The following is a 23,273-nucleotide window of genomic DNA, read 5'->3' as shown; positions in this document are numbered from 1 at the left end:
ATAATCATCCAGCAAACGCGTTTTGGTGCGTGTCCAGCGTCTTTTGAGAGCGATAAATCGGAGCCGGATGACCTTCGCCACCCGCATAGTTCTTTCTCGGATGGGCCGGGGGCACTACCAAGTGCCCCCGGCTTCCTGCAGCCTTAGACCAGCATAATGTCCGCGAAGCCCATCACTGCATTCGCTTGCAAATCGGCCACCATCGTAAGCCCACCGGCAGCCTTACCATTGGCGTCAAACCACAGCGTCGTATCGGCGGTGTCAAAAATGAACCGGATGCTGTTATTCGCTGCGACGTGACCGTTGCTTACCTGAAACTCCAAATGGTCCAGAGCGCCCACCGTAAGACCGCCGCCAAAGGCCGAAGCCTTGATCTGAAAAAAGTCGTTGTTGCCGGTGGCTGCCGAAAAGTCGGTTATCTTGTCGCCGGACTCCGCCGTGGAATTGAATACAAAAGAATCGTCGCCCATTCCACCGGTCAGCGCATCGGTGCCCACGCCGCCAACCAGCCTGTCCTTGCCAGCACCACCGCTCAAGACATCATTGCCGCCTTGACCATAAAGCGCGTTCGCTCCAGCGTCGCCGTAAATCTTGTCATCGCCGTACAGCGAGCCTTTGACATTTTCGATGCCCGTATAGGTGTCGCCATCAGCCGCGCCGGTGTTTTGTATGCCGTTGGCAAGACTTACCGTAAGCTTGCCGGACTTAGAGAAGTCCAGAACGTCAGTGCCAGCGCCGCCGTCGAAGGTTTCCTCGGAGAGCCCCGCGATGAAAGTGTCGCTGCCGCCGCCGCCATAAACCGTGCCATCAATGGTGCCGCCACGTCCGTCATAGGTATCATCGCCCAGTGCGAACATAATGTCGCCGGTCATAGAACCACGGTTCAGAATGATGTCTTGGGATGTGCTGTTGTCAGATGACGCGAAAGAGTGCCCACTACCAGCAAAGATCGAACCGGTGTTTGTTATCACCACCTTCGATGAAAAGCTGTTATAAATCGCATTCGCTCCACCGAACATGGTGCCGTCGTTCAATATTGTGACTGCGTTGCCTGCGTTTGCAGCGACATAGATCGCGGCATAATCACCAGTAATTTCACCCAGATTGGTGACATGTGTCCCGGCGTTGAAAATTGTGACGCCGCCCGTGCCGCCAGCAGTAATCGAACCGCTGCGACCGATGAAAACTTCGTCTCCACTGGATTTCTGATCGCCGACCGTAATGCCGGAGTTGGCAGCAAATACCGAACCGTTAACAGTAACCCTCATCGCGTTGCCATTGAGCTCGATCGCGTCGCCTGATGTAGCGCCAATCGTGACGCCGTTCAAAACGATCAGAGATTCGCCTGATTGTGACAGTGTGGCACGAGTGTCAGCACCGATATCGTTTGCGTATAAAATTTTAGTCAAAATGACCTCCAAGGTCGTTTAGTGAAAATGGGTAGAAGTACATGGCCGTAATGCCATGACAGCACCCCTAGGCAGTTGCTGCCCGAAATGCCAACAAAATCTTGCGGTAATCGTTTAATTTTTGTTGTGAAATTTCCGCGTCCGTGAATTAATGCGCGCCCGCCAAAAAAAATGGCCGAGCTTTCGCTCGGCCGAGTCCAACAGGGAGGTATGAAGCAACCAGAGCGAACTCAACGGCTGCTTCAAGGCGGTGTGTATACTGATGCGCGATGTGCCTCAATATTGATCACACTGAAAACGGGCAATGCCGTTATGCGTCCCGCGCATAGCTTTGATCATCTGGTCAATTTATAACCAAGCGAAACCAAGCCACTACCGAAAAAGCCCCACCCAACCGGGGAGGGGCTTAGTCCGCTCAGAGCCGAACAGCAATGTTGCAACCGCTTACTGTTACAGTTGCTGACGCTTGCGAAATGCGAAAATCTCCTCGGTTACGAAATCCCGAAATGCCGACACGCGCTTGGAATGCCGCAACTCCTCAGGATAGGCCAGAAACACCGGCACTTCCGTCGATTCCGTCTCGGGCAACACCCGCACCAAATGCGGGAAATCTTCGGTCAAATAATCCGGCAGCACGCCGATGCCGAGATGGTTCAACACCCCCTGCAACACGCCAAAATAGTTATTCACCGTCAGCGTTGACGGGATGTCGTGCGCCATCAACTCCGCCACCAAATTTGCCCCCGCCGCGACCTGCGCCGTCCCCGCGTGCTGACAGATCAGCCGATGCTGGGTGAAATCATCCATCGTCAACGGCGTGCTGTGTTCCGCCAGATATTCCGGCGTCGCATAAAGCCGCATCCGAATGTTCATCAACCGCTTGCGGATCAGATCGGCTTGGCTTGGCTCTTTCATCCGAATAGCCACATCCGCCTCACGCATAGGCAGATCGAGCACCCGCTCCTCCAGCATCAGATCAATCTTCAGGCTGGGATACTTCTTATACAAAGCAGGCAATCTCGGAGCCAACCACAACGTGCCAAACCCCGTCGTCGTCGTCACCCTAAGTTCGCCAAACACCTCATCCTCGGAATCCCGTATCCGCGCTGCAGTAGCGTCCAGCCGCTTAACCATGGCTTGCGTCGCATCATACAGCAACTCGCCCTGTTCAGTCAGGATCAACCCGCGCGCATGGCGGTGGAACAGCGTCACCGAAAGGCTTTCCTCCAGCGCCCGAATTTGCCGACTGACCGCCGATTGCGACAGATGCAGCACATCACCCGCATGTGTAAGGCTGCCCTTTTCGGCAACCGCATGAAATATGCGCAGCTTATCCCAGTCCATCAGTCCCCTCAGACATTTCCGCCAATTAACATAAGCCTGCTTATCTATGCACAATTTTGGCTCTGTAAACTGGGTAATTCCGCTAAACTTCCCCCTAATTCTTAGCCTCGTGCCGCGATGCGTGTCATTTCAGCGTCACGCACAGCCATTACGCTGCGGCAATCCGGCTATGTCGCGGGCGCAAACCCCGAGGTTTACATGCTGCAAACCAACATCAGCCGCGACATCTCTTACGCAACCTCTGCCCGCACCCGCTCCGGCCGCGCCCTGATCCGCGTGCTGGAAAATGTCTCAGGCCGCCGCCACCTGATCGACCGCGCCTCCGGCTATGAAAATGAAGTAGCCCAAGGCCGCTCGTTCTGGCAGGTCATCCCCGAGCGCTACGGCCTTTCGCTCGACCTGATTGCAGGCGCGCTTGACAATATCCCGACCACAGGCCCGCTAGTGCTGATCGCCAACCACCCCTACGGCATCCTCGACGGCCTGATGATGGGCCACCTGCTAGATGCCGTCCGGGGCGATTTCCGCATTCTGTCCAACGCCGTGTTCCGCCGCGCCGAAGCGCTGAACAAAGTCCTGCTGCCGATCTCGTTTGACGAAACCAAAGAGGCCGTCAAACTCAACCTGGAAACCCGCGCCACCGCCCTAAGCTACCTCTCCCAAGGTGGTGCCATCGGCATCTTCCCCGGCGGCACCGTCTCGACCTCTCTGAAACCGTTCTCCCGCCCGATGGACCCATCTTGGCGCAACTTCACCGCCAAAATGATCGCCAAATCAGGCGCTACCGTGGTGCCGATTTACTTTGAGGGCCACAATTCCCGCCTGTTCCAACTCGCCTCGCGCATTCACAGCAACCTGCGCCTCGCGATGTTGTTGAAAGAGTTCAAATCCCGCACCGACACCCCCGTCCGCCTTGTGATTGGCCAACCGATCCCCTCCACCACCATCCAATCGCTAAAATCCGACCCCACTGCGATGATGGAAACCCTGCGCCAAGCCACCTACGCCCTTTCGCCGCACCCCATTCCCTCATATGCTCACGGCTACGAATTCGAGGCAAAATACAAATCCCGCTAAACCGCAGCCCAAAGACTGCGAAAGTGGGCAGGGGGCAAAGATGGCAGTAGGCGTATTCGACAGCGGCATTGGCGGGCTGACAGTGCTGGACGCGCTGCAAAAACGCCTCCCCGACACTTCCTTCATCTATTTCGGCGACAACGCCCACGCGCCTTATGGCGTGCGCACCCATGACGACATTTTCAACCTGACCTGCGCCGCAGTCGAACGCCTGTGGGCCGAAGGCTGCGATCTGGTGATCCTCGCCTGCAACACCGCCTCGGCAGCCGCCCTGAAACGGATGCAGGAAACTTGGCTGCCGCCCGAAAAACGCGTCCTCGGAGTCTTCGTCCCCCTCATCGAAGCCCTCACCGAACGCCAATGGGGTGACAACTCCCCGCCGCGCGAAGTCTCCGTCAAACACGTCGCCCTGTTCGCCACCCCCGCCACCGTAGCAAGCCGCGCCTTCCAACGCGAACTCGCCTTCCGCGCCATCGGCGTCGATGTCGAAGCCCAACCCTGCGGCGGAGTGGTGGACGCCATCGAGCAAGGCGACGAAATCCTCGCCGAAGCCCTCGTGCGCAGCCATGTCGAAGCCCTGAAACGTCGCATGCCTCACCCCCAAGCCGCCGTCCTAGGCTGCACCCACTACCCCCTGATGGAAAAAGCCTTCGCGGAAGCCCTGGGTCCAGATGTCAAAGTCTACAGCCAAGCCAACCTAGTAGCCGAAAGCCTCGCCGACTACCTGACCCGCCGCCCCGAAATGCTAGGGCAGGGCACGCAGAGCAAGTTCATCACCACCGGAGACGCCGCCTCCGTCTCCAACAAAGCCACGCAATTCCTGCGCAAAAAAGTGGTGTTCGAGGCCGCGTAAGCTCGACCGTGTGGGCTGAGTTTACGCGCCACCACTCACATCACCCACCAACTCGCTTTTTTTGCTTTCATAGATAATAGGTGGCGCAGGACTGTTCGCATTCGTCTGAAAGCACCATTGCGCGATCTTTATCATCACCCCCCGGCCTTCACCGTTGACATGGCGCGCAATCCTAGCGCCCCATGCAGCCAAGTCATTTTCGATTAAGACCCTCTTTTTGATCCTGCCCGCTTATTGCAGATGCTTTGAAAGGCCCGCCATGCCACGACAACCCCGTGATCACCCAGAGCGTGACAACAGCGCGGACGGCCTTTCGAACCGGATCGAGGCGCATATGCTCAGCCACTATCCGGCGTTCTGGAACTTCGTCATGACCGTGCCGTTCCTGCGTAAGATCGCCAACAAGGCCATCATAAATCGGGCGGTGATGCGCGCCCGCACCCGGCCCTCGCCCTATGGGTCTATGGCCGTGCAGGGTGACAGCGCGAAGGAAATGGCGGGCTATACCTCGTGGGAGATGATGACGGACACGGCTTGGTTCGGTCGTCACCTGCCTGCAACCACGCCCGATGCTTTGCCAGCGTTGGAGGACGTTCGCGCTCTGTTTGTCGTGCCGAAAGGCCAGCAGACCGAGTCCGAGAATTCCAGTGTGCTGTTCCTGTCGTTTGCCCAGTGGTTCACCGACGGCTTCTTGATGACGGACGCCCGCGACACCCGCAAAACCAACACCTCGCATCACATCGACTTCAACCCGCTTTACGGCCTGAACCGTGCTGAAAGTGACGCCATCCGGGAGAAATCGGAAGCGCGGGGTCAGAAGGGGCGGCTGAAGTTTGAGACTGACCCGATCAGCGGCGAAGTCTTCGCACCCAAGCTTTACGATGCGAGCGGCGCGATCAAACCCGAGTTTGCGGCTCTACGCCCGCCCTTGAAGTTCGAGCGATACCTAAGCCGGGTGCCCCCCGCACGGGGCGAGGCGGTCAAGCAGACCTTGTTTGCCTTTGCGGGCGACCGGGCCAATACCACGCCCTATACGGCGATGCTCAACACCCTGTTTTTACGGGAACATAACCGGCTGTGCGGGCTGTTGGAGGCTGATAACCCGGCCTGGGACGACGAGCGAGTGTTCCAGACCGCGCGCAACGTCAACATCGCCCTTCTCATCAAGATCGTGGTTGAGGAATATATCAACCACATCTCACCCTATTATTTCCAGATTTCCGCCGATCCTTCCGTCTGCTGGCACGCCCAGTGGAACAAGCCCAACTGGATACCGATTGAGTTCAACCTGCTGTATCGCTGGCATTCCTTGACGCCAGATCATTTCGAGATTGCCGACACTGCGGTTCCACCCGATGCGTTCATCTTCGATCAGTGGCTGCTGACCGCCGTGGGCTTAGGTCCAGCGATGGCCCGCGCCTGCGGTCAGCGCGCGTGGAACATGGGGCTGATGAACACGCCCGACTTCCTGATTGAAGTAGAGATGGCTTCGGTGGTGCAGGGGAGGCTGAACCAGCTCGCCTCCTATAATGACTACCGCGCAGCGATGGGCTTCGGGCGGGTCCGCGCCTTCAACCAGATCACTGGCGACCCCGCCCGGCAGGACATCCTCAAGCGGCTGTACGGCGATGTAGACAAGGTGGAGTTCTTCGTCGGCCTGTTCGCCGAGGATGTAGCCCCCCGCGCCGCCGTCCCCCCTCTGATCGGCCGCATGGTGGCGCTGGATGCGTTCAGTCAGGCGCTGACCAATCCGCTGCTGTCAGAGCATATCTTCAACGCGCAGACCTTCGGGCAGGCCGGGTGGCAGGCCATCCAATCAACAAGCAAGCTTCAGGATGTGCTGAACCGCAATCTGGGCAGCGACACCAAAAGCTATGTCGCTACCATGACAATTTGAAAGGCGCCGAGGCACGGCAGATTGGCATCTCGGTCTTTGATCCAATCGTCAGGGACGCCATCGTTCCAAGTCCAAGCAATCACCTTAATCTCGCTTCGAAAACGTTGGAGACTTTCTGGGACGCCTCGTCATCATCGCTGAAGAAGGAATAGGGTCTGCATGTCCCCATTCTTGGCCACGTAGCGTTCGATCATGGCGGGGCCTTTGTTCTGCGCTTGTTATGAGAAAGACTCTCTTGCCTGAAACGGTCTAGTTTGCGGGGATTGAGGCAAAACGTCCTTAACATAATGTTAACATCATTTCTAACCTATTGATATTTAGAGCATCATATTGCGTCCACACGTGGACAGCGCCCTTGCCGCTATACTCAGCCCGGTTCATTGTTTGGCCATTCCAAACCAAAGGCCCGCAAATGCTCCCCCTAACCGAACACCGCGCCGCCCGCCTAGAAGCCCTGCAAGCCGAGGACGGCTGGCTCAACCTCACCGACCGGGTCGAGCTAAATCCCGGCCCACAATCCGTAGGCCAAGCCCCCGATAATCAAATCCAACTCTCCACCGGCCCCGCCCATCTCGGCCTGATCGACCCCACCACCGAAACCGTGACCCCTCCCGACGCCGCCCCAATCCCGTTCCTCCCCACCACCTCCGGCTTCCCCCAACTCCGCATCGAAACCCTCCTCCTAGAACTCCACACCGCAGACGGCACCCCCGCCCTCCGCGTCCGCGACCTGACCCTGCCACGCGAGGCAATCCTCCACTACTTTCCCACCAACCCATCCCTGATCATCCGCGCCCGCTGGCAAACCCTGCCCACCCCGATCCAACAATCCATCAACCAAAAAGGCGGCGCGCCCACCACCGTCAGCCTCACTCACACCGCTCATTTCACCTACCAAAACCACGCCATCACCCTGCTTGCCACCCACTGGAAAGACGGCAAGCCGATGTTCGTGATCCGCGACCAAACCAGCGGCGTCGAGACCTACCCCGCCTCACGTTTCCTGATCGGCGAGGACGCCTCTGACACCGAAATCACCCTCGATTTCAACCGCGCCTTCACCCCTCCCTGCGGCTTCACCGATTTCGCAATCTGCCCGCTTCCGCCGCGCGAAAATATCCTCCCCTTCCGGGTTGAGGCTGGCGAGCGCCTGACACCATAATTTCGCTTGCATCCGCACCCCCCAGACGCCACATCTGCCCCAACAAACGGAGGCTGACATGACACATCGCATCGCCATTCTGGGGGCCTCGGGCTACACAGGCGCTGAACTCGTCCGCCTGATCGCCACGCATCCGTCGATGCAGATCGTGGCGCTTTCGGCGGATCGTAAAGCCGGGATGGAAATGGCCGAGGTCTTCCCGTTCCTGCGTCATCTATCGCTGCCACGCTTGCAGAAGATTGATGAGATTGACTTTTCCAAAGTTGATCTGTGCTTCTGTGCGCTGCCACATGCCACCACTCAGGTCGTGGTTTCAAGCCTGCCGCGCGATTTGAAGATCGTTGATTTGTCGGCGGATTTCCGGCTGAGCGACCCTGCGGAATATGAGAAATGGTATGGCCAAGCCCACACCGCCACCGATCTGCAAAAAGAAGCCGTCTACGGGCTGACCGAGTTTTACCGCGACGAAATCCGCCAAGCGCGCCTTGTGGCTGGCACTGGCTGCAATGCCGCGACTGGGCAATATGCCTTGCGGCCGCTGATTTCGGCGGGGGTAATTGACCTTGATAACATCTTGATTGACCTCAAGGCGGGTGTGTCCGGGGCAGGGCGCAGCCTCAAGGAAAACCTGCTGCATGCCGAGCTTTCCGGCGGCACCCATACCTATTCGATGGGCGGCAAACACCGGCATTTGGGCGAGTTTGATCAGGAGTTTTCTAAACTGGCTGGCCGGCCCGTTCACATCCAATTTTCGCCCCACCTCTTGCCGATGAATCGCGGAATTTTGGCGACGACCTATGTCGAGGGCGATGCCAAGACTATTCACCAAACGCTGACCGACGCCTATGCGTCCGAGCCATTCATTCATGTGCTACCGTTTGGCGCACTCCCCTCGACGCGCGACATTGCGGGTTCTAACTATTGCCATATCGGCGTGGTGGGTGATCGGATTGCAGGCCGCGCCGTGGTGGTGGCGTGTTTGGATAACCTGACCAAGGGTTCGTCGGGGCAAGCTATTCAAAACGCCAATCTGATGCTGGGAAGTGAGGAAACGGCGGGGCTGACCTTAGCGCCAATGTTCCCGTAAGAGGCTGATATGGCTGGGTTAAAGGGGCTAAAAAAACGTGGGCGCGTGCAGTTGATCCTGTTCGCGTTTGTGCTGCTTGCGGCCTCAACCGCGCTGGTCGGCTATGCCATGCGCGACGGCATTAACTTCTTTCGCTCTCCCAGCCAAGTTCTGACCGATCCGCCGCGCGCGGGTGAGGTGTTTCGCATTGGCGGGCTGGTGCAAAAGGGCACATTGATGCGGGGGCAGGGTGAGACAATCACCTTCAGCGTCACCGACACCAACAAGACGGTTCCGGTGAAATTTACCGGAGTGCTGCCCGATCTTTTCGCCGAAGGTGCAGGCATGGTCGGCACCGGAGAGATGCAGGACGGCACCTTCATAGCCTCCGAAATTCTTGCCAAGCATGATGAAAATTACATGCCGAAAGAAGTTGTTGACGCTTTGAAAGCGCAAGGCGTTTACGTAGCACCGCAAAAGTAATGCGCTAGCTGGTTTTGCGCGCGTAAGCATTGCCAATTTCAGTTTTTTGGCGGCTAGTGCCGTGCGGTTGCATAGCGGCAGATTAACCCTTTGGCCCCAGCATCTCCCCCGACAATTCAAGGGGAGATGCGATGAAATCTGTGCAAGATTTGGCGGTTGAGATTGTCGCTCGCGAGGGCGGCTTTGTGAACGACCCGGATGATCCGGGAGGCGCTACCAATCACGGCGTCACCCTCAATACGCTGCGCCGACTGGGGATTGATATCACCCGCGACACCCGCATCGACGTGGCCGACGTGCGGGCGCTCACACCCACCCAAGCCGTTGATATATATGTAGAACATTACTACCGCCGCACTGGCATTGGCGCTCTGCCCGAAAGCTTGCAGGCTTCGGTCTTCGATATGTATGTCAATGCCGGGACGAATGCGGTGAAGGTGTTGCAACGATTGTTGACCAGCATGGGTTTTCCCTGCGACGCCGATGGTCAGATCGGCCCGCTGACCATTCGCGCAGCACAAATGGCCGCCGAAGCCGCCCCGAGCCATATAGCCGATGCCTACGCAATTTCGCGGCGCAATTACTATTATGCGCTCGCCGATATGCGTCCGGCCAGCCGGAAATATGCCCGCAAACGCGATGGCGGCAAGGGTGGCTGGATCACTCGGGCGGAGGAATTTATGGCACCGAAGTATCGGCTCACCGATGCGCAACATCATGCGAGGGTGGCGACATGGGGTTGATTGGCACAGTTTTGAACGCTCCGGGTGCGGTCGCGGCGTTGGGCGATGCAGCAAAGGGGCTGGCGGAGGTCTTCACTCCGTCTGCCACCAAGCGGATGGAATTGTCAGCACAAGCTCAGGCGGCAGCTTTAGAGCAATTTGGCGATGAGTTCAGCAATGCCTCGGGCAGTTGGTTTGATCGCTTGGTCAACGGGTTAAACCGCCTGCCGCGCCCATTGCTGGCCTTTGGCACCATTGGCCTGTTTGTCTATGCGATGGTTGATCCCCCAGATTTCGCGCTGCGCATGGTGGGGCTGAATGCGGTGCCGGAGCCGTTGTGGTGGCTTCTTGGCGCCGTGGTCGCGTTCTATTTCGGCGCGCGCGAGACACATTACTTTCGCAATCGACCTGTAGGCGTGCCAGCAGGGTTGAACCCCCCGACCGCAGCCTCTGACTCCAATCCCGCCTTGGACGATTGGCGTTCCGAGCAAAACTAGCCTGCTAAACCGGTCCAATTCCGGGGCTGTCCTTGACCTGTCTTGCTTGCTCTGGCATGCCCGCACCAACGAGACAGGAATTGATCAAATGAACCTCTTTGCCGAAATCCGCACCTTGGTGACCGATAGCCTGACGGCGTTGGCCGCTGAGGGCGTGTTGCCCGCTGGCCTTGAACTTGCCCAAGTAGCAGTCGAGCCGCCGCGCGATCCGGCGCATGGCGATATGGCAACCAATGCGGCTATGGTGCTGGCGAAACCCGCCGGAATGCAGCCGCGCGCGATTGCAACCGCGCTGGCCGAGAAGCTGAGCCTCGACCCCCGCGTAACGGCTGTCGAAGTGGCAGGGCCGGGGTTCTTGAACCTGCGGTTGGCGGCGAATGTCTGGCAGGGCGTGGTGAAAGCTGCCCTCACCGAAGGCTTGGATTTTGGCAAATCCAGCGCCGGGGCGGGGCGTAAAGTCAACGTCGAGTTTGTCTCGGCCAACCCCACCGGACCGATGCATGTCGGCCATGTGAGGGGTGCCGTGGTAGGTGATGCTCTGGCGCGCCTGCTCGCCTATACTGGCTGGAATGTGACGCGCGAGTATTACATCAACGACGGTGGCGCGCAGGTCGATGTCCTGGCGCGCTCGGCCTATGAACGCTACCGCGAGGCGAATGGGCTGGAGCCTGAAATCCGCGAGGGGCTTTATCCCGGCGATTACTTGATCCCGGTCGGTGAGGCTTTGAAGGCGAAATTCGGCACGACCTTGCTGGATAAAGGCGAGGAAGTCTGGCTCGCCGATATCCGCGAGATCGCCTCTGAGATGATGATGGAAGAAATTCGCGGCGATCTGGCGGCCTTGGGCGTCAAGATGGACGTGTATTCATCCGAGAAGGCGCTTTACGGCACTGGCCAGATTGAGGCTGCCATTCAAGCCCTGCGCGATATGGACCTGATCTATGAAGGCACGCTAGAGCCGCCAAAAGGCAAGACCCTCGACGATTGGGAACCCCGCATCCAAACCCTGTTCCGCTCGACCGCGCATGGCGATGATGTAGACCGCCCGGTGATGAAATCGGATGGTTCATGGACCTATTTCGCCCCCGATATCGCCTACCACTACAACAAAGTGCAGCGCGGCTTTGATGAGCTGATCGACATTTTCGGCGCCGACCACGGTGGCTATGTCAAGCGGATGAAGGCTGCGGTTTCGGCGTTGTCGAATGGCAAAGTTCCGTTGGATATCAAACTGGTGCAGCTGGTGAAGCTGTATAAAAACGGCGAGCCGTTCAAGATGTCAAAGCGGGCGGGGACGTTTGTGACCTTGCGCGATGTGGTCGAACAAGCGGGCGCGGATGTGACCCGCTTTATGATGCTGACCCGCAAGAACGACGTGACCTTGGATTTCGACTTTGCCAAGGTGTTGGAGCAATCCAAAGACAACCCGGTGTTCTACGTGCAATACGCCAATGCCCGCATCAACTCGGTGCTTCGCAAATCGCGTGAGGCTGGGATTGATTGCAGCGATGCGGCTTTGGCAAACGCTGATCTCGCGATCCTTGGCCATCCTGCCGAGATCGAAATGGCGAAAAAACTCGCCGAATGGCCGCGCTTGGTTGAGATCGCTGCAAAGGCCAACGAGCCACATCGTATCGCGTTTTACCTCTATGAACTCGCCTCGGAGTTCCACAGTTTGTGGAACAAAGGCAACGATGACACCAGCCTGCGCTTCATCCAGGACGGCAATGCGGCAACATCTTCGGCGAAAATCGCCCTAGCGCGTGCCACGGGCGTTGTGATTTCGGCTGGGCTTGGTATCCTTGGCGTCACTCCGGTTGAGGAAATGCGCTGACGTGCCTATGTCAAACCAGCCTGACCGGAATGGGCAAAATAACAAGCAGGGGTGGCATGTATCGCCCTTGCACGCGAGGCAAGACATGGCGGATGTGGATTTCGATGAGTTCGACGGTGGTTATGCCGAACGTAGCACAGGGCCGCTTACGGGTCGGACGCTGGCGTTTGTCAACATTGGCGGCGCGGTATGCTCGCTGGCTTTGGTGATCGGGCTTGGCGTTTGGGGTTACAAACTGGCGGTGCGCGATGTGTCAGGCATACCGGTGGTGCGCGCGCTGGAAGGCCCGCTGCGGATCGCGCCCGACAATCCCGGTGGCGATGTGGCGATGCACCAAGGTCTGTCGGTGAACGCCGTTGCCGCCGCTGGCACCGCTTTGCCGTTGCCCGATAAGCTGACCCTTGCACCCAAAGAAGTCACGTTGACGGATGAAGATCAGGCCGGAATGGCAGAGCTATCTGCTTTGCCGAAAGACGCTCCGGCGGCCAGCGATACCGCCGCCGCGCCTGCTCCCGTGGGTGAAGTTGATCTTACGCCGATTGAGATCGCTCCGGTTGCGACAGCAGAGGCTATGCCTGCGAAAACTTCGATTGATAACAATAGTCTAGCGGTCACCGCTCCTTTGCCGAAAACGCAGGAAGATGCTGTTGCGGCAGCATTAGCAGCAGCTTTGGCCGAAGGCGATGAGGCCGATCCTGCCGCGACTGAACTTGCCGCACTGCCTGCAGCGATGTCGATGCGCCCCAAGACGCGTCCTGCCGCCGCCAGTGCCGCTCCGGTGGGCGCTGTTGAACCCGTCGCTGCCAATGCGGAAGCTCCGGTCGAAGTGCCGGCCGAAGCAGCCGCCGATGCTGCGGTAACTGCCGCTACGGCCGTCGCCGAAATCGACCCTGCGACCATTCCAGCTGGTACCCGTCTCGTCCAACTCGGTGCTTTCGACGATGAGGCAAGCGCCCGCGCCGAATGGACCCGGTTGCAAACCGATTTCCCCGATCTGATCCCTTCGAAAGCCATGGTCGTGCAATCGGCGCAAAGCGGTGGTCGCACCTTCTACCGCCTGCGCGCGCATGGTTTTGCCGATGAAGACGTCGCGCGCCAATTCTGCGCCGCGATGCTGGCGCAAAACGCCTCCTGCATCCCGGTTGCGCAAAAATGATCGGCTCTGGAGCGGCAATTTTCGGCTGCGAAGGGCTAAGCCTGACCGCCGCCGAACGAGATTTCTTTCGCGATTATGACCCACTAGGCTTCATCATCTTCGCCAGAAACGTTGCTAATCCTCAACAGCTCAGCCGTTTGACCGCTGAATTGCGCGACTCGGTGGGCCGCTATGCGCCGATCTTAGTCGATCAAGAGGGCGGTCGTGTGCAACGTCTGCGCGCTCCCTATTGGAGCGAATGGGCTGCCCCGCTCGATACCGTCGAGCAGGCAGGCGCGAACGCCGCACATGCGATGGCGCTGCGTTCAATGGTCATAGCCGCTGAACTGCGCGCGGTCGGCATTGATGCCAACTGCGCCCCCGTCGCCGATATCGGCGGGCCACGCACGCATCCGTTTCTACGCAATCGCTGCTACGGCCAAGACGCCGCGACCGTGACCAAAATCGCCCGCGCCGTTGCCGATGCACATCTTGAAATGGGCGTGCTGCCCGTCGTCAAACACATGCCCGGCCACGGCCGATCTATCAACGACACCCACCTAGATTTGCCCACCGTTACGACCGACCGCGCCACGCTGAACGCCACCGATTTCGCGCCATTCCGCGCGCTTGCCGACCTGCCAATGGCGATGACCGCGCATATCATTTTCTCGGCCTATGACAGCCTGCCCGCCACACAATCGCCCGCGATGATCCAAGCCATCCGCGACGAGATCGGCTTCAAAGGGCTGCTGATGACCGACGATCTGAACATGCAGGCGCTGGAAGGCACCTTGGGCCAACGCACAGCGCGTTCCATCGCCGCTGGCTGCGATATTGCGCTGCATTGCAAGGGCGATATGGCGGAAATGCTAGAGGTCGCGACCGCCGCAGGCACGATGACCGAAGCCGCCCGCGCCCGTGCCACAGCGGCGCTCGCCCAACGCCGCCCGGCAAAATCCGTTGACATCGTCGCCCTGAAAGCCGAATTTTCAAGCTTGCTGGGCGAAGGCGCACATGGCTGAACAAGATCGCGACGATTGGAATGCACCCGAGCGTATTCCGGCTGCTGAAAGGCTGGCCTCGGAAGCCTTGATCATTGATGTCGATGGTTTTGAAGGCCCGCTCGACCTGCTTTTGATGCTGTCGCGCACCCAAAAGGTCGATCTGCGCAAGATTTCCGTGCTGCAACTGGCCGAGCAATACCTGATTTTCGTGCAGCGTGCGGTCACTCTGCGCATCGAACTCGCCGCTGATTATCTGGTAATGGCCGCTTGGCTCGCCTTTCTGAAATCGCGCCTGCTGCTGCCGCCCGAACCCGGCGAGGCTGGGCCGTCTGCCGAAGATCTCGCCATGCATTTGGCCTTCCAGCTTGAACGCCTGTCAGCGATGCGAGAGGCCGCCGCCCGCCTGATGGGCCGCGATCAGTTGGGTCGCGATTTCTTCGCGCGCGGTGTGCCTGAAGACGTCACGCGTAAGGTCACCGTCAGCTACACCGCCACTCTGCTCGATCTGATGCGCGCCTACGCCCGCACCCGCACCCGGGACGAGTTTCGTCCCTACGCCTTTGATCGCAAAGACGTCTATACCATGGAGGACGCGCTGGAACGGATGCGCAGCCTGCTCGGATATGCCGGTGAATGGTCAGACCTGACCAGCTTTATGCCTGACGGCTGGGAAGTCTCACCAGCGCGGCGGCGTTCGGCCACAGCCGCCCATTTCGCCGCGATTTTAGAGATGGCAAAGCGCGGCCAAGTGCAGATCAAACAAGGCGAGGTCTTTGCCCCCCTGATGATCCGGCGCGTCGAACAATGACCCATCCCATCGAGAAAAGTCTGTTCGAAGCGCCACCGATGGGCGAACAGGAACGCATGGTTGAGGCCATTCTGTTCGCCTCAATCGAGCCCGTGACCTTGGCCGAACTGGTCAAGCGAATGCCACATGGCTGCGATCCCGCCGAAGCCCTACTGACCCTGCGCCGCCGCTACGAGGGGCGGGGGGTGAATATGGTCAAGGTTGGCGATGCCTATGCCTTCCGCACCGCCGCCGACCTTGGGCATCTGATGCAAAAGGAAACCGCCGAGCAGCGCAAGCTGTCGCGCGCCGCGATTGAGACGCTGGCGATTGTCGCCTACCACCAACCAGTTACTCGGGCCGAGATTGAAGAAATTCGCGGTGTCGCGGTCAGCCGTGGCACAGTCGATCAACTGCTGGAACTCGATTGGATCAGGCTGGGCCGCCGTCGTATGACCCCCGGCAGGCCGGTGACCTTCGTGGTGACCGACCATTTCCTCGACCACTTTGGTCTTGAATCCGCCCGCGATCTGCCGGGCCTTAAAGAGTTGCGCGCGGCTGGGTTGCTTGACAGCCGCCCCTTGCCGGGTGGACTATCGACCCCATCTGAGGATGAAGAACAGCCCACCACCGGGCAGAGCGAGTTGTTTGAGGATTGAGTTGATGGACCGGATTATTCAGATGATCTTGAACAAACTGTTGGGACGGTTGGTCAATACCGCCGTCAACAAGGGTGTCGATTATGCCGCTCGCCGAGGGAAATCGCCGCAAGATATGAGTCCCGAAGAACTCCAGCAGGCCCGCGCTGGCAAAGATATGGCGAATCGCGCGCGGCAAGCTGCGAAATTAACCCGCCGCATCCGCTAAAAAAACGGCCCGCAGATTGCGGGCCCTTTCCTTTAATTCCAACGGTTTAACGCGCGCGACGCCCACCGCGACGGCCCGAAGTCGCCGCCGTTGCCGCAGCAGAAGCCTCGGCAAACGTCGCGCCAGCCTCAACAGCCTCCAGCACCTTGGCAAACCTGATCCACTCGCCACCATTGGCATCGTGGTTCATCAGGAAATTGGCGGCGCGAATGGCCTCCATCTCAACCTGCCGCACCGGGTTCATAATGGCGCTCGTCATCCCCGCGCCAATCGCCATCGGCAGGAACGCCGCGTTGATGCCGTGGCGGTGCGGCAGCCCGAACGAGATGTTCGACGCGCCGCAAGTGGTGTTGACGCCAAGTTCTTCGCGCAGACGCCGCACCAAGGCGAACACCTGTTGACCAGCCGTGCCCATAGCACCCACGGGCATCACCAGCGGATCAACCACGATATCATGCGCCGGGATGCCGAAATCCGCCGCGCGCTGCACAATTTTGCGCGCCACTTCAAACCGCACGTCCGGGTCTTGCGAAATGCCGGTATCGTCGTTGGAAATAGCGACAACTGGAACGTTGTATTTCTTCACCAGCGGCAGAACCAACTCCATCCGGTCTTCTTCGCCCGTCACCGAGTTCAAAAGCGGACGGCCCTCGCAGGCCATTAAACCAGCCTCCAACGCGCCCGGGACCGAGCTGTCGATGCATAAGGGCACATCCACAATCGCCTGAATGCGCAAGATTAATTCGCGCATCAACGGCGGCTCGACGAAATTGTTGTCAGCGTAGCGCGGATCTTCGGCCATTTTGTTGGTAAATACCGCGCCCGAATTCACGTCGAGAACGTTGGCACCGCAGGCGACCTGCTCTAGCGCGTCGCGCAGAACGGTTTCAAAATTGCCAGCTTCCATCTCGGCTGCGAGCTTTTTGCGACCCGTTGGGTTGATACGTTCACCGATCACGCAGAAGGGTTCGTCAAAACCGATGATCACGGTTTTTGTCTTAGATTCTATGACGGTCCGGGTCATTCTTAAACCTTCTCTTTAGCGTTTGCGGGAACGCCAGCGGCGCCGCCATTTTCAGTAACCCAAGCCGCATTGGTCTTAATGCCGCCCAGCGGGAAGAAGTGAACTTGCTCAATCCCAAACGCCGGGTTCGCCGCTTTATGCGCGGCAAGGCCAGAGACAAATTCAGTCGGCTCGTAGGGCAAAAGCAGTTTCGTCACGTCCATAGCACGTTTCTGCAACACGCGCAGAGATGCCCCAACGCCGCAGGAGATCGCGAATTTGATCAGCGTTTGCAGCTTGGCAGGGCCAGCCACGCCGATATGGATCGGCAGATGCACACCCGCTGCGGCCAAACGGTTGGCCCAAGCGATCACGGGCTCAGCCTCGAAGCAAAACTGCGTCGCAATCGCCATCTTAGCATCGGAACGCTCGGCAAACCCCTGCTTCCACTTCAGCGCCTGCATGACGATGGCATCGCCGCCGTCCTTGTCGATGTCCTTGTTGCCCTCAGGATGGCCAGCCACGTGCAGACGCTCAAAGCCATCGAACAACCCAGTTTCGATCAACTGCATAGAGCTGTCAAAATCCCCCGCAGGAGTATTCACGCCGCCCCCAAGCAGCAAAGCTTGCTTGACTCCAGCCTCGGCTTGATAGCGCGCGATCCAATCGGCCAAGGTTGCTTTGTCATGGATGATGCGGGCCGGGAAATGTGGCATCACGTCAAAGCCTTCGCCCGCGATACGCTTGGCGGTGGCGACCATATCCTCAATCGGCGTGCCCTCAATATGGGCGATGTAAACGCGGGTGCCTTTTGGCAGTAACGCGCGGAAGTCTTCCACCTTTTCGGCGGTGCGCGGCATCACCTCAATGGAATAGCCTTTCAAAAAAGCTTCATTCGCGTCGGTGTTGGTAACAGGTTTGGTTTCTTTGCGGAAAAAACTAAGTGCCATTCGGGCCTCCCTTGAATACGGTCAGGCTTGCGCCCAGCCCTCGGCATTGATCAGCGCCTTCAGACGCTCGGTGTCATAGGTGGCATCCAACCGGGCAGCCTCGGCAGCGGCCACCTCAGCGGCTTCGCCCTCAACCGGATAGGGATCAGCTTTGCGCCATTCGGCCAGATACGCATCGGCATCCTTGGCACCGATTTTCATCGCGCAACGGTCAATCGCTTGCTCAAACCGCTCAGGCAACTGCACTTTTGACGCAGACCGCCCTTTGCCGACAATCACCTGAGCCGGAATGTCGCGCCAAAATACCACTGTCACGTCCGGCATAGTTGATTCCTCCCACCTATTTTGACACCTGTTCTATGCGCTCATACGCGACACATAGGGTCGGTTTTCGACATGGCACACGCTCGCAGCGACCACGCCTGTTGCTATCCGCAAAGCAGCCGTGCGGCTATAGCCCGCAACTGGAGAATTTTTCATCATCTCTATGAACGCCCCGATCACGTTAATGTAGATCACGTTTGCGCAGGTCGGGGTGAGGCGCTTGCCACTTGCCTGCAACGGGGCTACGTTTGAGGTAACAACCAATGGAGGGCGATTATGGCGCCCGAGCGTCCCCTGGGGGCGGACGCAATTATCTCAGCGGTCGAGGCACCCAGTGCTTTCCGCGAAACTGACCCGTCGGCCCCCCCCGGCCTGTGGTCCAAGGGGCTTTATGCTGCCGTGGATCTGGGCACCAATGCGTGCCGCATGTTGATTGCCCAACCAAAGGGCAGTCAGTTTGTGGTTGTGGACAGCTTTTCTAAGACTGTCCAACTGGGCGCGGGGCTGGAAGCCTCGGGCCGTTTAGGTCGTGCCTCAATGGGGCGTACCATGCAGGCTTTGCGGATTTGTCAGAAGAAGATCGAACAGCACGGCGTCACCCGGATGCGGTTTGTGGCGACAGAAGCCTGTCGTCGCGCCCGCAATTCCAAGGAGTTCATGCGGCAAGTTCGGCGTGAAACCGGGCTGATTGTCGAGATAATTCCCGCCGAGGAAGAAGCCCGTCTCGCGGTGATTTCCTGCGCACCATTGGTCAATCGCTCAACCGAGCAGTTGCTGGTGGTCGATATCGGCGGCGGCTCTACTGAGTTGGTCTGGATTGATCTGTCAGGCGTTGCCCCCGAAGATCGCCCACATTCGATCATGCGGCTGCATCGCGGCTTTCAACCCGAACCCGCCGGCGCGCGGGTCGTGGATTGGATTTCGGTGCCTTTAGGTGTGGCAACGTTGAAAGATCAGTTTCAGGATGTCGAAGACGACAGCGCCCGCTTCGCCCTGATGAGCTGGTTTTTTGAAGAAAACCTCGCTTCGTTCAGCCCCTATGCCTCGGCGCAAAAGCGTGAGGGATTTCAGATCATCGGCACCTCTGGCACGGTCACGACGGTGGCGGCGAGCTACCTTGGCCTGCGCCGCTACGATCGGACCAAAGTTGATGGCTTGCAGATGACCAGCGACCAGATCGACCTGGTGATCCGCGAATATCTGATGCTTGGTCCAGAAGGCCGCCGCAATGACCCGAGGATAGGCCGCGACAGACATACGCTGATCATGTCCGGCGCGGCTATCCTTCAGGCGCTGATGCGGATATGGCCAACGGATCGCCTTTCGGTGGCCGACCGCGGCCTGCGAGAAGGACTGTTATATGCACAGATGAGCGCCGATGGCGTTCTAGAGGACGGACCGTTCGAATGACTGAGAAAACCACATCAGGCCGGGGCCAGCGCGAGCTGCGCGTGCGGGTCAAGACTGCCAAGGGCCGCAAGCTGTCGTCAACGCTGTGGCTCGAGCGGCAGTTGAACGACCCCTACGTCATTCGCGCCAAGAAGGAAGGTTTCCGGGGCAGGGCGGCGTATAAGATTTCCGAACTCGACGACAAATATGGCTTCCTCGTGCCGGGTGCGCGGGTGGTTGACCTTGGCTGTGCGCCGGGGGGCTGGTGTCAGGTCGCGGTCAAGCGGGTGAATGCCTTGGGCGACAATCCGAAAAAGCCGATTGGCACCGTGCTTGGGATTGATTTGCAAGAGATCGAAAGCATCGCAGGCGCGCAAATCCATCAGCTGGATTTCCTGTCGGATGAAGCCGATGGGCTGGTCAAAGGCTGGCTCGGTGGGAAGGCCGACGTTGTGATGTCCGATATGGCCGCCTCGGCGTCGGGGCATAAAGGCACCGATCACTTGCGCATCATCGCGCTGATTGAAGCCGCCTTGGCCTTCGCGTTTGACGTGCTGGAAGACGGTGGCACTTTTATCGCCAAAGTTCTGGCGGGTGGTGCCGAAAATGAGATGCAGGTGCAATTGAAGAAGTCGTTCAACAAGGTAGCAAACGTAAAACCGCCGGCGAGTCGCTCTGACAGTTCCGAGAAATTCGTCGTGGCGCAGGGCTTCCGCGGCAAAGCCACCCTGACCGGATCGTTCGCGCCGCGCTCAGAAGACAATCAATAGTTGAGCTGAGTTAAGTCAACTCAAGAAACAATCATGAAACCCATTCAAAACAAAAGGCGCCCGATCAGGCGCCTTTTTGCTTAAACTTCGATCAATTCTAGGCTGGCCGGCGTTAGCCGCCCCAAGAGCGGACCGGGCCGCAGTCCATGTGCACAAAGTTGGAGCCGTAGTAGTGGCCCACCCCACCGCCCGAACACGCCTCAGCCGCTTTGGCCATCTGGCGGACCGAACGCGACTTCAAACGTAGATCAGCCGCCATGCCCTTCATGTGCAAAGAGTGCTTTGCAACGCCGCCTGAACGCGATCGCAGCATCGCGTTGGTGGCTGGGCTGCGATAGCCCGACAACAGCATGTAAGGCTCGCGCACGTCCAGCAAACGGTGCGCTGCAGCTATGATGTCATAGTTGCGCGGGTCCATCTTGACGATATCGTCAGACCGCCAGTCACGCATGAAGTGGTTGATTTCTTTGGTAACTTCCGGGATGTATTCACCTTCGACCCAATAAATCGTGTCGATGCTTTCCCCGGTGCGACCCGAATACATTCGGATCCGTCGGATATCGCCTGCGCCCCTGAGAAGGCCGAAAGCATTGGAATAAGTGGGGGCTGCAACCACGGCTGTTGCCGCAAAAACACCCAGCAGCCCACGCCGCGTGATCACGTTCGAGTTCATATTCGCCATTCTTTGCGCCTGTCCCGTCACTGGTCTCTGACCGCCTGAAGTTGCGGTTCTGTTCGTCACTTCATCCCCAAGTGCTGAGCACGTTATGGCACAGCTTGTGATGAAGCCAAAGAGCAGATTGGCCGCCTCAACTCAGTCTGACAGCAATAGGCAAAAAATTGCTGAATATCTCGGAACCAGGTGGGGATTTCCGCATCTGCCTTATTCGTGGCGAATATGCGACAATCAACGGGTAACTAGCGAGTTCTGTACAAGCCGATACCGTATCACGAGTTTACAGTGCCAGCGATTTCACCCAAGCTTTTTTGAAGATAAATCAACTTTCAGACGCGACTGGGCAGTTGCCAGTTTATAGGAATCATCGTGCGCCTCAATCGTTCAGTCCCTAGTCTTACCTCTGCTGTCCCCGGGCTTATCCGCAGCTTAACCGCAACAACCGCACTCACGATGTTGTTCGCTTGGGCCTCGCCGGTTTTTGCACAAACCGACGCGTTCACTCGGTCCTTGGCGGAAGCATCCGCGCAAGACGAACCGACGGCCGCTTTCTACCGCGCCCATCAGTATCAGCCGCTCTGGACTGGCCCCAACGATCAACAGCGCCGACATGCATTGATCATGGCGCTTTCTACCGCGCAAGCGCAGGGTCTTCCAGCAAACCGCTACGATCCGGCTGATTTGATCGCGCAAGCGAAAGCCGCAGTGACCGAAGGCGACCGGGGCCGTCTGGAAATGGCGATGACTGCCGCGTTTCTGTCCTATGCGCGCGATGTAAGTTCCGGCGCACTCACGCCGAAAAAGATTGATCCGACGATCCTGCGCGAGATTATTCGGCCCGACCCCGCGGTATTGTTGGCGGCTATGGCCACCACCCCCGTACCCGAGGCTTATTTGGCGGCTTTGCTGCCAGTGGCCCCCGAATATGCGCGGCTGGTGAAAGAGAAGTTGCGATTGCAGGCTGAAGCGCCATCGCTGATCGGCGTTTCGGCCGCCAAGCTGTCGCCGGGTGATACGGATGATGCGGTGATTGCCCTGCGTGATCGGCTGATCGAACTCGGCTATATGAGCCGTTCAGCGACGGCTGTATATGACGCGCAGATGCAACGCGCCGTTCAACGCTATCAACTCGATCAGGGCTTGGCGGCGGATGGTGTGGCAGGGGCCTCAACCATTGAGGCATTGAACACCCCCCCGGCAGAGCGATTGAAATCGGTGGTCGTGGCGTTGGAGCGGATGCGTTGGATGGCGCATACCGATCTCGGCAAACGTCATATCTGGGTCAATCAGGCGGATTTTTCCGCCCAAATTGTCGATGATGGCCGCGTGACGTTTGAAACGCGCGCCGTGGTGGGCAAAAGCTCGCCCGAGATGCGCACGCCCGAGTTTTCCGACGAGATGGAATATATGGTGATCAACCCCAGCTGGGGGGTGCCGCGCTCGATCACCGTCAAGGAATACCTGCCGATGTTGCAGCGCAACCCCAACGCGGTTGGGCATTTGCAGGTGATTGATGGCCGGGGCAGGGTAGTGCCGCGTGGAGCCGTGAATTTCGCAGCCTATTCGGCGTCCAGCTTCCCGTTTGGCCTGCGCCAACCGCCCTCGGATGGTAACGCCTTGGGCAAGGTGAAGTTCATGTTCCCGAACAAATACAACATCTACCTGCATGACACCCCCGCCAAAGCCCTGTTTGCCAATGAGGTGCGGGCCTTCAGTCACGGTTGCATCCGTCTTGGCGACCCCTTTGACTTTGCCTATACGCTGCTCGCAAAGCAAACCAGCGATCCGAAGGGGCTGTTCCAAGGGCATCTGGATACCGACAACGAAAGCTCGGTTTCACTGGATATCCCGGTGCCAGTGCATTTGGTGTATTACACCGCTTGGCCGACCAAAGATGGCATGGCCTACCGTCGTGACGTCTACGGTCGCGACGGTTTGCTGTTTGACGCCTTGACCAAGGCTGGGGTGACTTTGCCTGACGTGCAAGGCTAACGCGGGCGAGATATAGTGGTTCAAATCGG

23 protein-coding genes are annotated in these 23,273 nt (G+C 58.6%); 17 read left to right on the top strand and 6 right to left on the bottom strand.

Annotated features, from left to right (window positions below; all coding sequences use genetic code 11):
• Window positions 1-143 precede the first annotated feature (143 nt).
• Both JWS10_RS20210 and JWS10_RS20205 read right to left on the bottom strand, forming a co-directional pair.
• A complete protein-coding gene (locus JWS10_RS20210; RefSeq protein WP_299509586.1) occupies window positions 144-1,421 on the bottom strand; it encodes a calcium-binding protein in 1,278 nt (425 codons plus the stop codon).
• A gap of 438 nt (window positions 1,422-1,859) precedes the next feature.
• Window positions 1,860-2,753 (bottom strand): LysR family transcriptional regulator, encoded by an 894-nt coding sequence (locus tag JWS10_RS20205; RefSeq protein ID WP_299474331.1) that lies wholly within the window; start codon window positions 2,751-2,753, stop codon window positions 1,860-1,862.
• A gap of 198 nt (window positions 2,754-2,951) precedes the next feature.
• Between JWS10_RS20205 and JWS10_RS20200 the strand changes: the two genes are divergently transcribed.
• The 14 genes from JWS10_RS20200 to JWS10_RS20135 all read left to right on the top strand — a co-directional run bounded on the left by JWS10_RS20200 (window position 2,952) and on the right by JWS10_RS20135 (window position 16,140).
• On the top strand, window positions 2,952-3,830 hold the full coding sequence (locus tag JWS10_RS20200; RefSeq protein ID WP_299509612.1) for a lysophospholipid acyltransferase family protein: 879 nt from the start codon (window positions 2,952-2,954) through the stop codon (window positions 3,828-3,830).
• Between the two features lie 40 nt (window positions 3,831-3,870).
• Window positions 3,871-4,683: a glutamate racemase gene (gene murI / locus JWS10_RS20195; RefSeq protein WP_299509585.1), complete on the top strand. Its 813-nt coding sequence runs from the start codon at window positions 3,871-3,873 to the stop codon at window positions 4,681-4,683.
• 259 nt (window positions 4,684-4,942) lie between these two features.
• Window positions 4,943-6,580, top strand: a complete 1,638-nt coding sequence (locus JWS10_RS20190; RefSeq protein WP_299509584.1) for a peroxidase family protein — start codon at window positions 4,943-4,945, stop codon at window positions 6,578-6,580.
• Between the two features lie 412 nt (window positions 6,581-6,992).
• Window positions 6,993-7,742 (top strand): DUF1684 domain-containing protein, encoded by a 750-nt coding sequence (locus JWS10_RS20185; RefSeq protein ID WP_299509583.1) that lies wholly within the window; start codon window positions 6,993-6,995, stop codon window positions 7,740-7,742.
• A 58-nt stretch (window positions 7,743-7,800) separates the two neighbouring features.
• Window positions 7,801-8,829, top strand: a complete 1,029-nt coding sequence (argC, locus tag JWS10_RS20180) for an N-acetyl-gamma-glutamyl-phosphate reductase (RefSeq protein ID WP_299509581.1) — start codon at window positions 7,801-7,803, stop codon at window positions 8,827-8,829.
• A 9-nt stretch (window positions 8,830-8,838) separates the two neighbouring features.
• Window positions 8,839-9,291 (top strand): cytochrome c maturation protein CcmE, encoded by a 453-nt coding sequence (gene ccmE, locus JWS10_RS20175; protein ID WP_299509580.1) that lies wholly within the window; start codon window positions 8,839-8,841, stop codon window positions 9,289-9,291.
• A gap of 131 nt (window positions 9,292-9,422) precedes the next feature.
• Window positions 9,423-10,034 carry a holin-associated N-acetylmuramidase gene (locus JWS10_RS20170; RefSeq protein WP_299509579.1) on the top strand — a complete coding sequence of 204 codons (612 nt, stop codon included), beginning with the start codon at window positions 9,423-9,425 and terminating at the stop codon, window positions 10,032-10,034.
• Complete coding sequence (locus tag JWS10_RS20165; protein WP_299509578.1) at window positions 10,025-10,510, top strand: holin family protein; 486 nt, start codon at window positions 10,025-10,027, stop codon at window positions 10,508-10,510. The genes JWS10_RS20170 and JWS10_RS20165 overlap by 10 nt, the downstream gene beginning before the upstream one ends.
• An 88-nt stretch (window positions 10,511-10,598) precedes the next feature.
• Window positions 10,599-12,344 (top strand): arginine--tRNA ligase, encoded by a 1,746-nt coding sequence (gene argS, locus JWS10_RS20160; RefSeq protein ID WP_299509577.1) that lies wholly within the window; start codon window positions 10,599-10,601, stop codon window positions 12,342-12,344.
• Between the two features lie 85 nt (window positions 12,345-12,429).
• On the top strand, window positions 12,430-13,500 hold the full coding sequence (locus JWS10_RS20155; protein ID WP_299509576.1) for an SPOR domain-containing protein: 1,071 nt from the start codon (window positions 12,430-12,432) through the stop codon (window positions 13,498-13,500).
• Window positions 13,497-14,504 carry a beta-N-acetylhexosaminidase gene (gene nagZ, locus JWS10_RS20150; protein WP_299509575.1) on the top strand — a complete coding sequence of 336 codons (1,008 nt, stop codon included), beginning with the start codon at window positions 13,497-13,499 and terminating at the stop codon, window positions 14,502-14,504. Before JWS10_RS20155 ends, nagZ begins: the two co-directional genes overlap by 4 nt.
• Window positions 14,497-15,294: a ScpA family protein gene (locus JWS10_RS20145; protein WP_299509574.1), complete on the top strand. Its 798-nt coding sequence runs from the start codon at window positions 14,497-14,499 to the stop codon at window positions 15,292-15,294. Before nagZ ends, JWS10_RS20145 begins: the two co-directional genes overlap by 8 nt.
• Complete coding sequence (gene scpB / locus JWS10_RS20140) at window positions 15,291-15,932, top strand: SMC-Scp complex subunit ScpB (protein ID WP_299509573.1); 642 nt, start codon at window positions 15,291-15,293, stop codon at window positions 15,930-15,932. The genes JWS10_RS20145 and scpB overlap by 4 nt, the downstream gene beginning before the upstream one ends.
• A 4-nt stretch (window positions 15,933-15,936) precedes the next feature.
• On the top strand, window positions 15,937-16,140 hold the full coding sequence (locus tag JWS10_RS20135) for a hypothetical protein (RefSeq protein WP_299509572.1): 204 nt from the start codon (window positions 15,937-15,939) through the stop codon (window positions 16,138-16,140).
• Between the two features lie 46 nt (window positions 16,141-16,186).
• On the opposite strand, the gene JWS10_RS20130 is transcribed toward JWS10_RS20135, so the two are convergent.
• Genes JWS10_RS20130 through JWS10_RS20120 form a run of 3 tightly spaced genes read right to left on the bottom strand, consistent with a single transcriptional unit; the run spans window position 16,187 to window position 18,417 of the window.
• Entirely contained in the window at window positions 16,187-17,164 is a 978-nt protein-coding gene (locus tag JWS10_RS20130; protein ID WP_299509571.1) for a methyltetrahydrofolate cobalamin methyltransferase, read from the bottom strand.
• A gap of 2 nt (window positions 17,165-17,166) precedes the next feature.
• Window positions 17,167-18,093 carry a methylenetetrahydrofolate reductase gene (locus JWS10_RS20125; protein ID WP_299509570.1) on the bottom strand — a complete coding sequence of 309 codons (927 nt, stop codon included), beginning with the start codon at window positions 18,091-18,093 and terminating at the stop codon, window positions 17,167-17,169.
• A 21-nt stretch (window positions 18,094-18,114) separates the two neighbouring features.
• Window positions 18,115-18,417, bottom strand: a complete 303-nt coding sequence (locus JWS10_RS20120) for a virulence factor (protein WP_299481114.1) — start codon at window positions 18,415-18,417, stop codon at window positions 18,115-18,117.
• Window positions 18,418-18,693: 276 nt separating this feature from the next.
• Here JWS10_RS20120 and JWS10_RS20115 point away from each other — a divergent pair, with 276 nt between their 5' ends.
• Together JWS10_RS20115 and JWS10_RS20110 are read left to right on the top strand one after the other, a co-directional pair.
• Complete coding sequence (locus JWS10_RS20115; protein ID WP_299509568.1) at window positions 18,694-19,827, top strand: Ppx/GppA phosphatase family protein; 1,134 nt, start codon at window positions 18,694-18,696, stop codon at window positions 19,825-19,827.
• A complete protein-coding gene (locus JWS10_RS20110; RefSeq protein ID WP_299509566.1) occupies window positions 19,824-20,576 on the top strand; it encodes an RlmE family RNA methyltransferase in 753 nt (250 codons plus the stop codon). The genes JWS10_RS20115 and JWS10_RS20110 overlap by 4 nt, the downstream gene beginning before the upstream one ends.
• A gap of 112 nt (window positions 20,577-20,688) precedes the next feature.
• Here the strand turns inward: JWS10_RS20110 and JWS10_RS20105 are convergent, their stop codons facing one another.
• Window positions 20,689-21,258: a DUF882 domain-containing protein gene (locus JWS10_RS20105; RefSeq protein ID WP_299481122.1), complete on the bottom strand. Its 570-nt coding sequence runs from the start codon at window positions 21,256-21,258 to the stop codon at window positions 20,689-20,691.
• Window positions 21,259-21,705: 447 nt separating this feature from the next.
• Here JWS10_RS20105 and JWS10_RS20100 point away from each other — a divergent pair, with 447 nt between their 5' ends.
• Window positions 21,706-23,244: a L,D-transpeptidase family protein gene (locus JWS10_RS20100; RefSeq protein ID WP_299509565.1), complete on the top strand. Its 1,539-nt coding sequence runs from the start codon at window positions 21,706-21,708 to the stop codon at window positions 23,242-23,244.
• Window positions 23,245-23,273 lie beyond the last annotated feature (29 nt).

Source organism: Cypionkella sp., from assembly GCF_028290025.1.
Classification (GTDB): Bacteria; Pseudomonadota; Alphaproteobacteria; order Rhodobacterales; family Rhodobacteraceae; genus Cypionkella.
The sequence above is the reverse complement of the archived record's forward strand: the minus strand, read 5'-3'. Positions and strand labels throughout refer to the sequence as shown.

What these genes read in the sequence shown, in the direction of transcription:
- argS (WP_299509577.1), top strand. Translation starts at nt 10,599, where the DNA reads ATGAACCTCTTTGCCGAAATCCGCACCTTGGTGACCGATAGCCTGACG.
- JWS10_RS20125 (WP_299509570.1), bottom strand. Translation starts at nt 18,093, where the DNA reads ATGGCACTTAGTTTTTTCCGCAAAGAAACCAAACCTGTTACCAACACC.
- JWS10_RS20165 (WP_299509578.1), top strand. Translation starts at nt 10,025, where the DNA reads ATGGGGTTGATTGGCACAGTTTTGAACGCTCCGGGTGCGGTCGCGGCG.
- JWS10_RS20185 (WP_299509583.1), top strand. Translation starts at nt 6,993, where the DNA reads ATGCTCCCCCTAACCGAACACCGCGCCGCCCGCCTAGAAGCCCTGCAA.
- murI (WP_299509585.1), top strand. Translation starts at nt 3,871, where the DNA reads ATGGCAGTAGGCGTATTCGACAGCGGCATTGGCGGGCTGACAGTGCTG.
- JWS10_RS20130 (WP_299509571.1), bottom strand. Translation starts at nt 17,164, where the DNA reads ATGACCCGGACCGTCATAGAATCTAAGACAAAAACCGTGATCATCGGT.
- JWS10_RS20100 (WP_299509565.1), top strand. Translation starts at nt 21,706, where the DNA reads ATGTTGTTCGCTTGGGCCTCGCCGGTTTTTGCACAAACCGACGCGTTC.
- JWS10_RS20115 (WP_299509568.1), top strand. Translation starts at nt 18,694, where the DNA reads ATGGCGCCCGAGCGTCCCCTGGGGGCGGACGCAATTATCTCAGCGGTC.
- JWS10_RS20145 (WP_299509574.1), top strand. Translation starts at nt 14,497, where the DNA reads ATGGCTGAACAAGATCGCGACGATTGGAATGCACCCGAGCGTATTCCG.
- JWS10_RS20190 (WP_299509584.1), top strand. Translation starts at nt 4,943, where the DNA reads ATGCCACGACAACCCCGTGATCACCCAGAGCGTGACAACAGCGCGGAC.
- argC (WP_299509581.1), top strand. Translation starts at nt 7,801, where the DNA reads ATGACACATCGCATCGCCATTCTGGGGGCCTCGGGCTACACAGGCGCT.
- JWS10_RS20205 (WP_299474331.1), bottom strand. Translation starts at nt 2,753, where the DNA reads ATGGACTGGGATAAGCTGCGCATATTTCATGCGGTTGCCGAAAAGGGC.
- JWS10_RS20155 (WP_299509576.1), top strand. Translation starts at nt 12,430, where the DNA reads ATGGCGGATGTGGATTTCGATGAGTTCGACGGTGGTTATGCCGAACGT.
- JWS10_RS20170 (WP_299509579.1), top strand. Translation starts at nt 9,423, where the DNA reads ATGAAATCTGTGCAAGATTTGGCGGTTGAGATTGTCGCTCGCGAGGGC.
- JWS10_RS20110 (WP_299509566.1), top strand. Translation starts at nt 19,824, where the DNA reads ATGACTGAGAAAACCACATCAGGCCGGGGCCAGCGCGAGCTGCGCGTG.
- JWS10_RS20105 (WP_299481122.1), bottom strand. Translation starts at nt 21,258, where the DNA reads ATGGCGAATATGAACTCGAACGTGATCACGCGGCGTGGGCTGCTGGGT.
- ccmE (WP_299509580.1), top strand. Translation starts at nt 8,839, where the DNA reads ATGGCTGGGTTAAAGGGGCTAAAAAAACGTGGGCGCGTGCAGTTGATC.
- scpB (WP_299509573.1), top strand. Translation starts at nt 15,291, where the DNA reads ATGACCCATCCCATCGAGAAAAGTCTGTTCGAAGCGCCACCGATGGGC.
- JWS10_RS20200 (WP_299509612.1), top strand. Translation starts at nt 2,952, where the DNA reads ATGCTGCAAACCAACATCAGCCGCGACATCTCTTACGCAACCTCTGCC.
- JWS10_RS20135 (WP_299509572.1), top strand. Translation starts at nt 15,937, where the DNA reads ATGGACCGGATTATTCAGATGATCTTGAACAAACTGTTGGGACGGTTG.
- nagZ (WP_299509575.1), top strand. Translation starts at nt 13,497, where the DNA reads ATGATCGGCTCTGGAGCGGCAATTTTCGGCTGCGAAGGGCTAAGCCTG.
- JWS10_RS20120 (WP_299481114.1), bottom strand. Translation starts at nt 18,417, where the DNA reads ATGCCGGACGTGACAGTGGTATTTTGGCGCGACATTCCGGCTCAGGTG.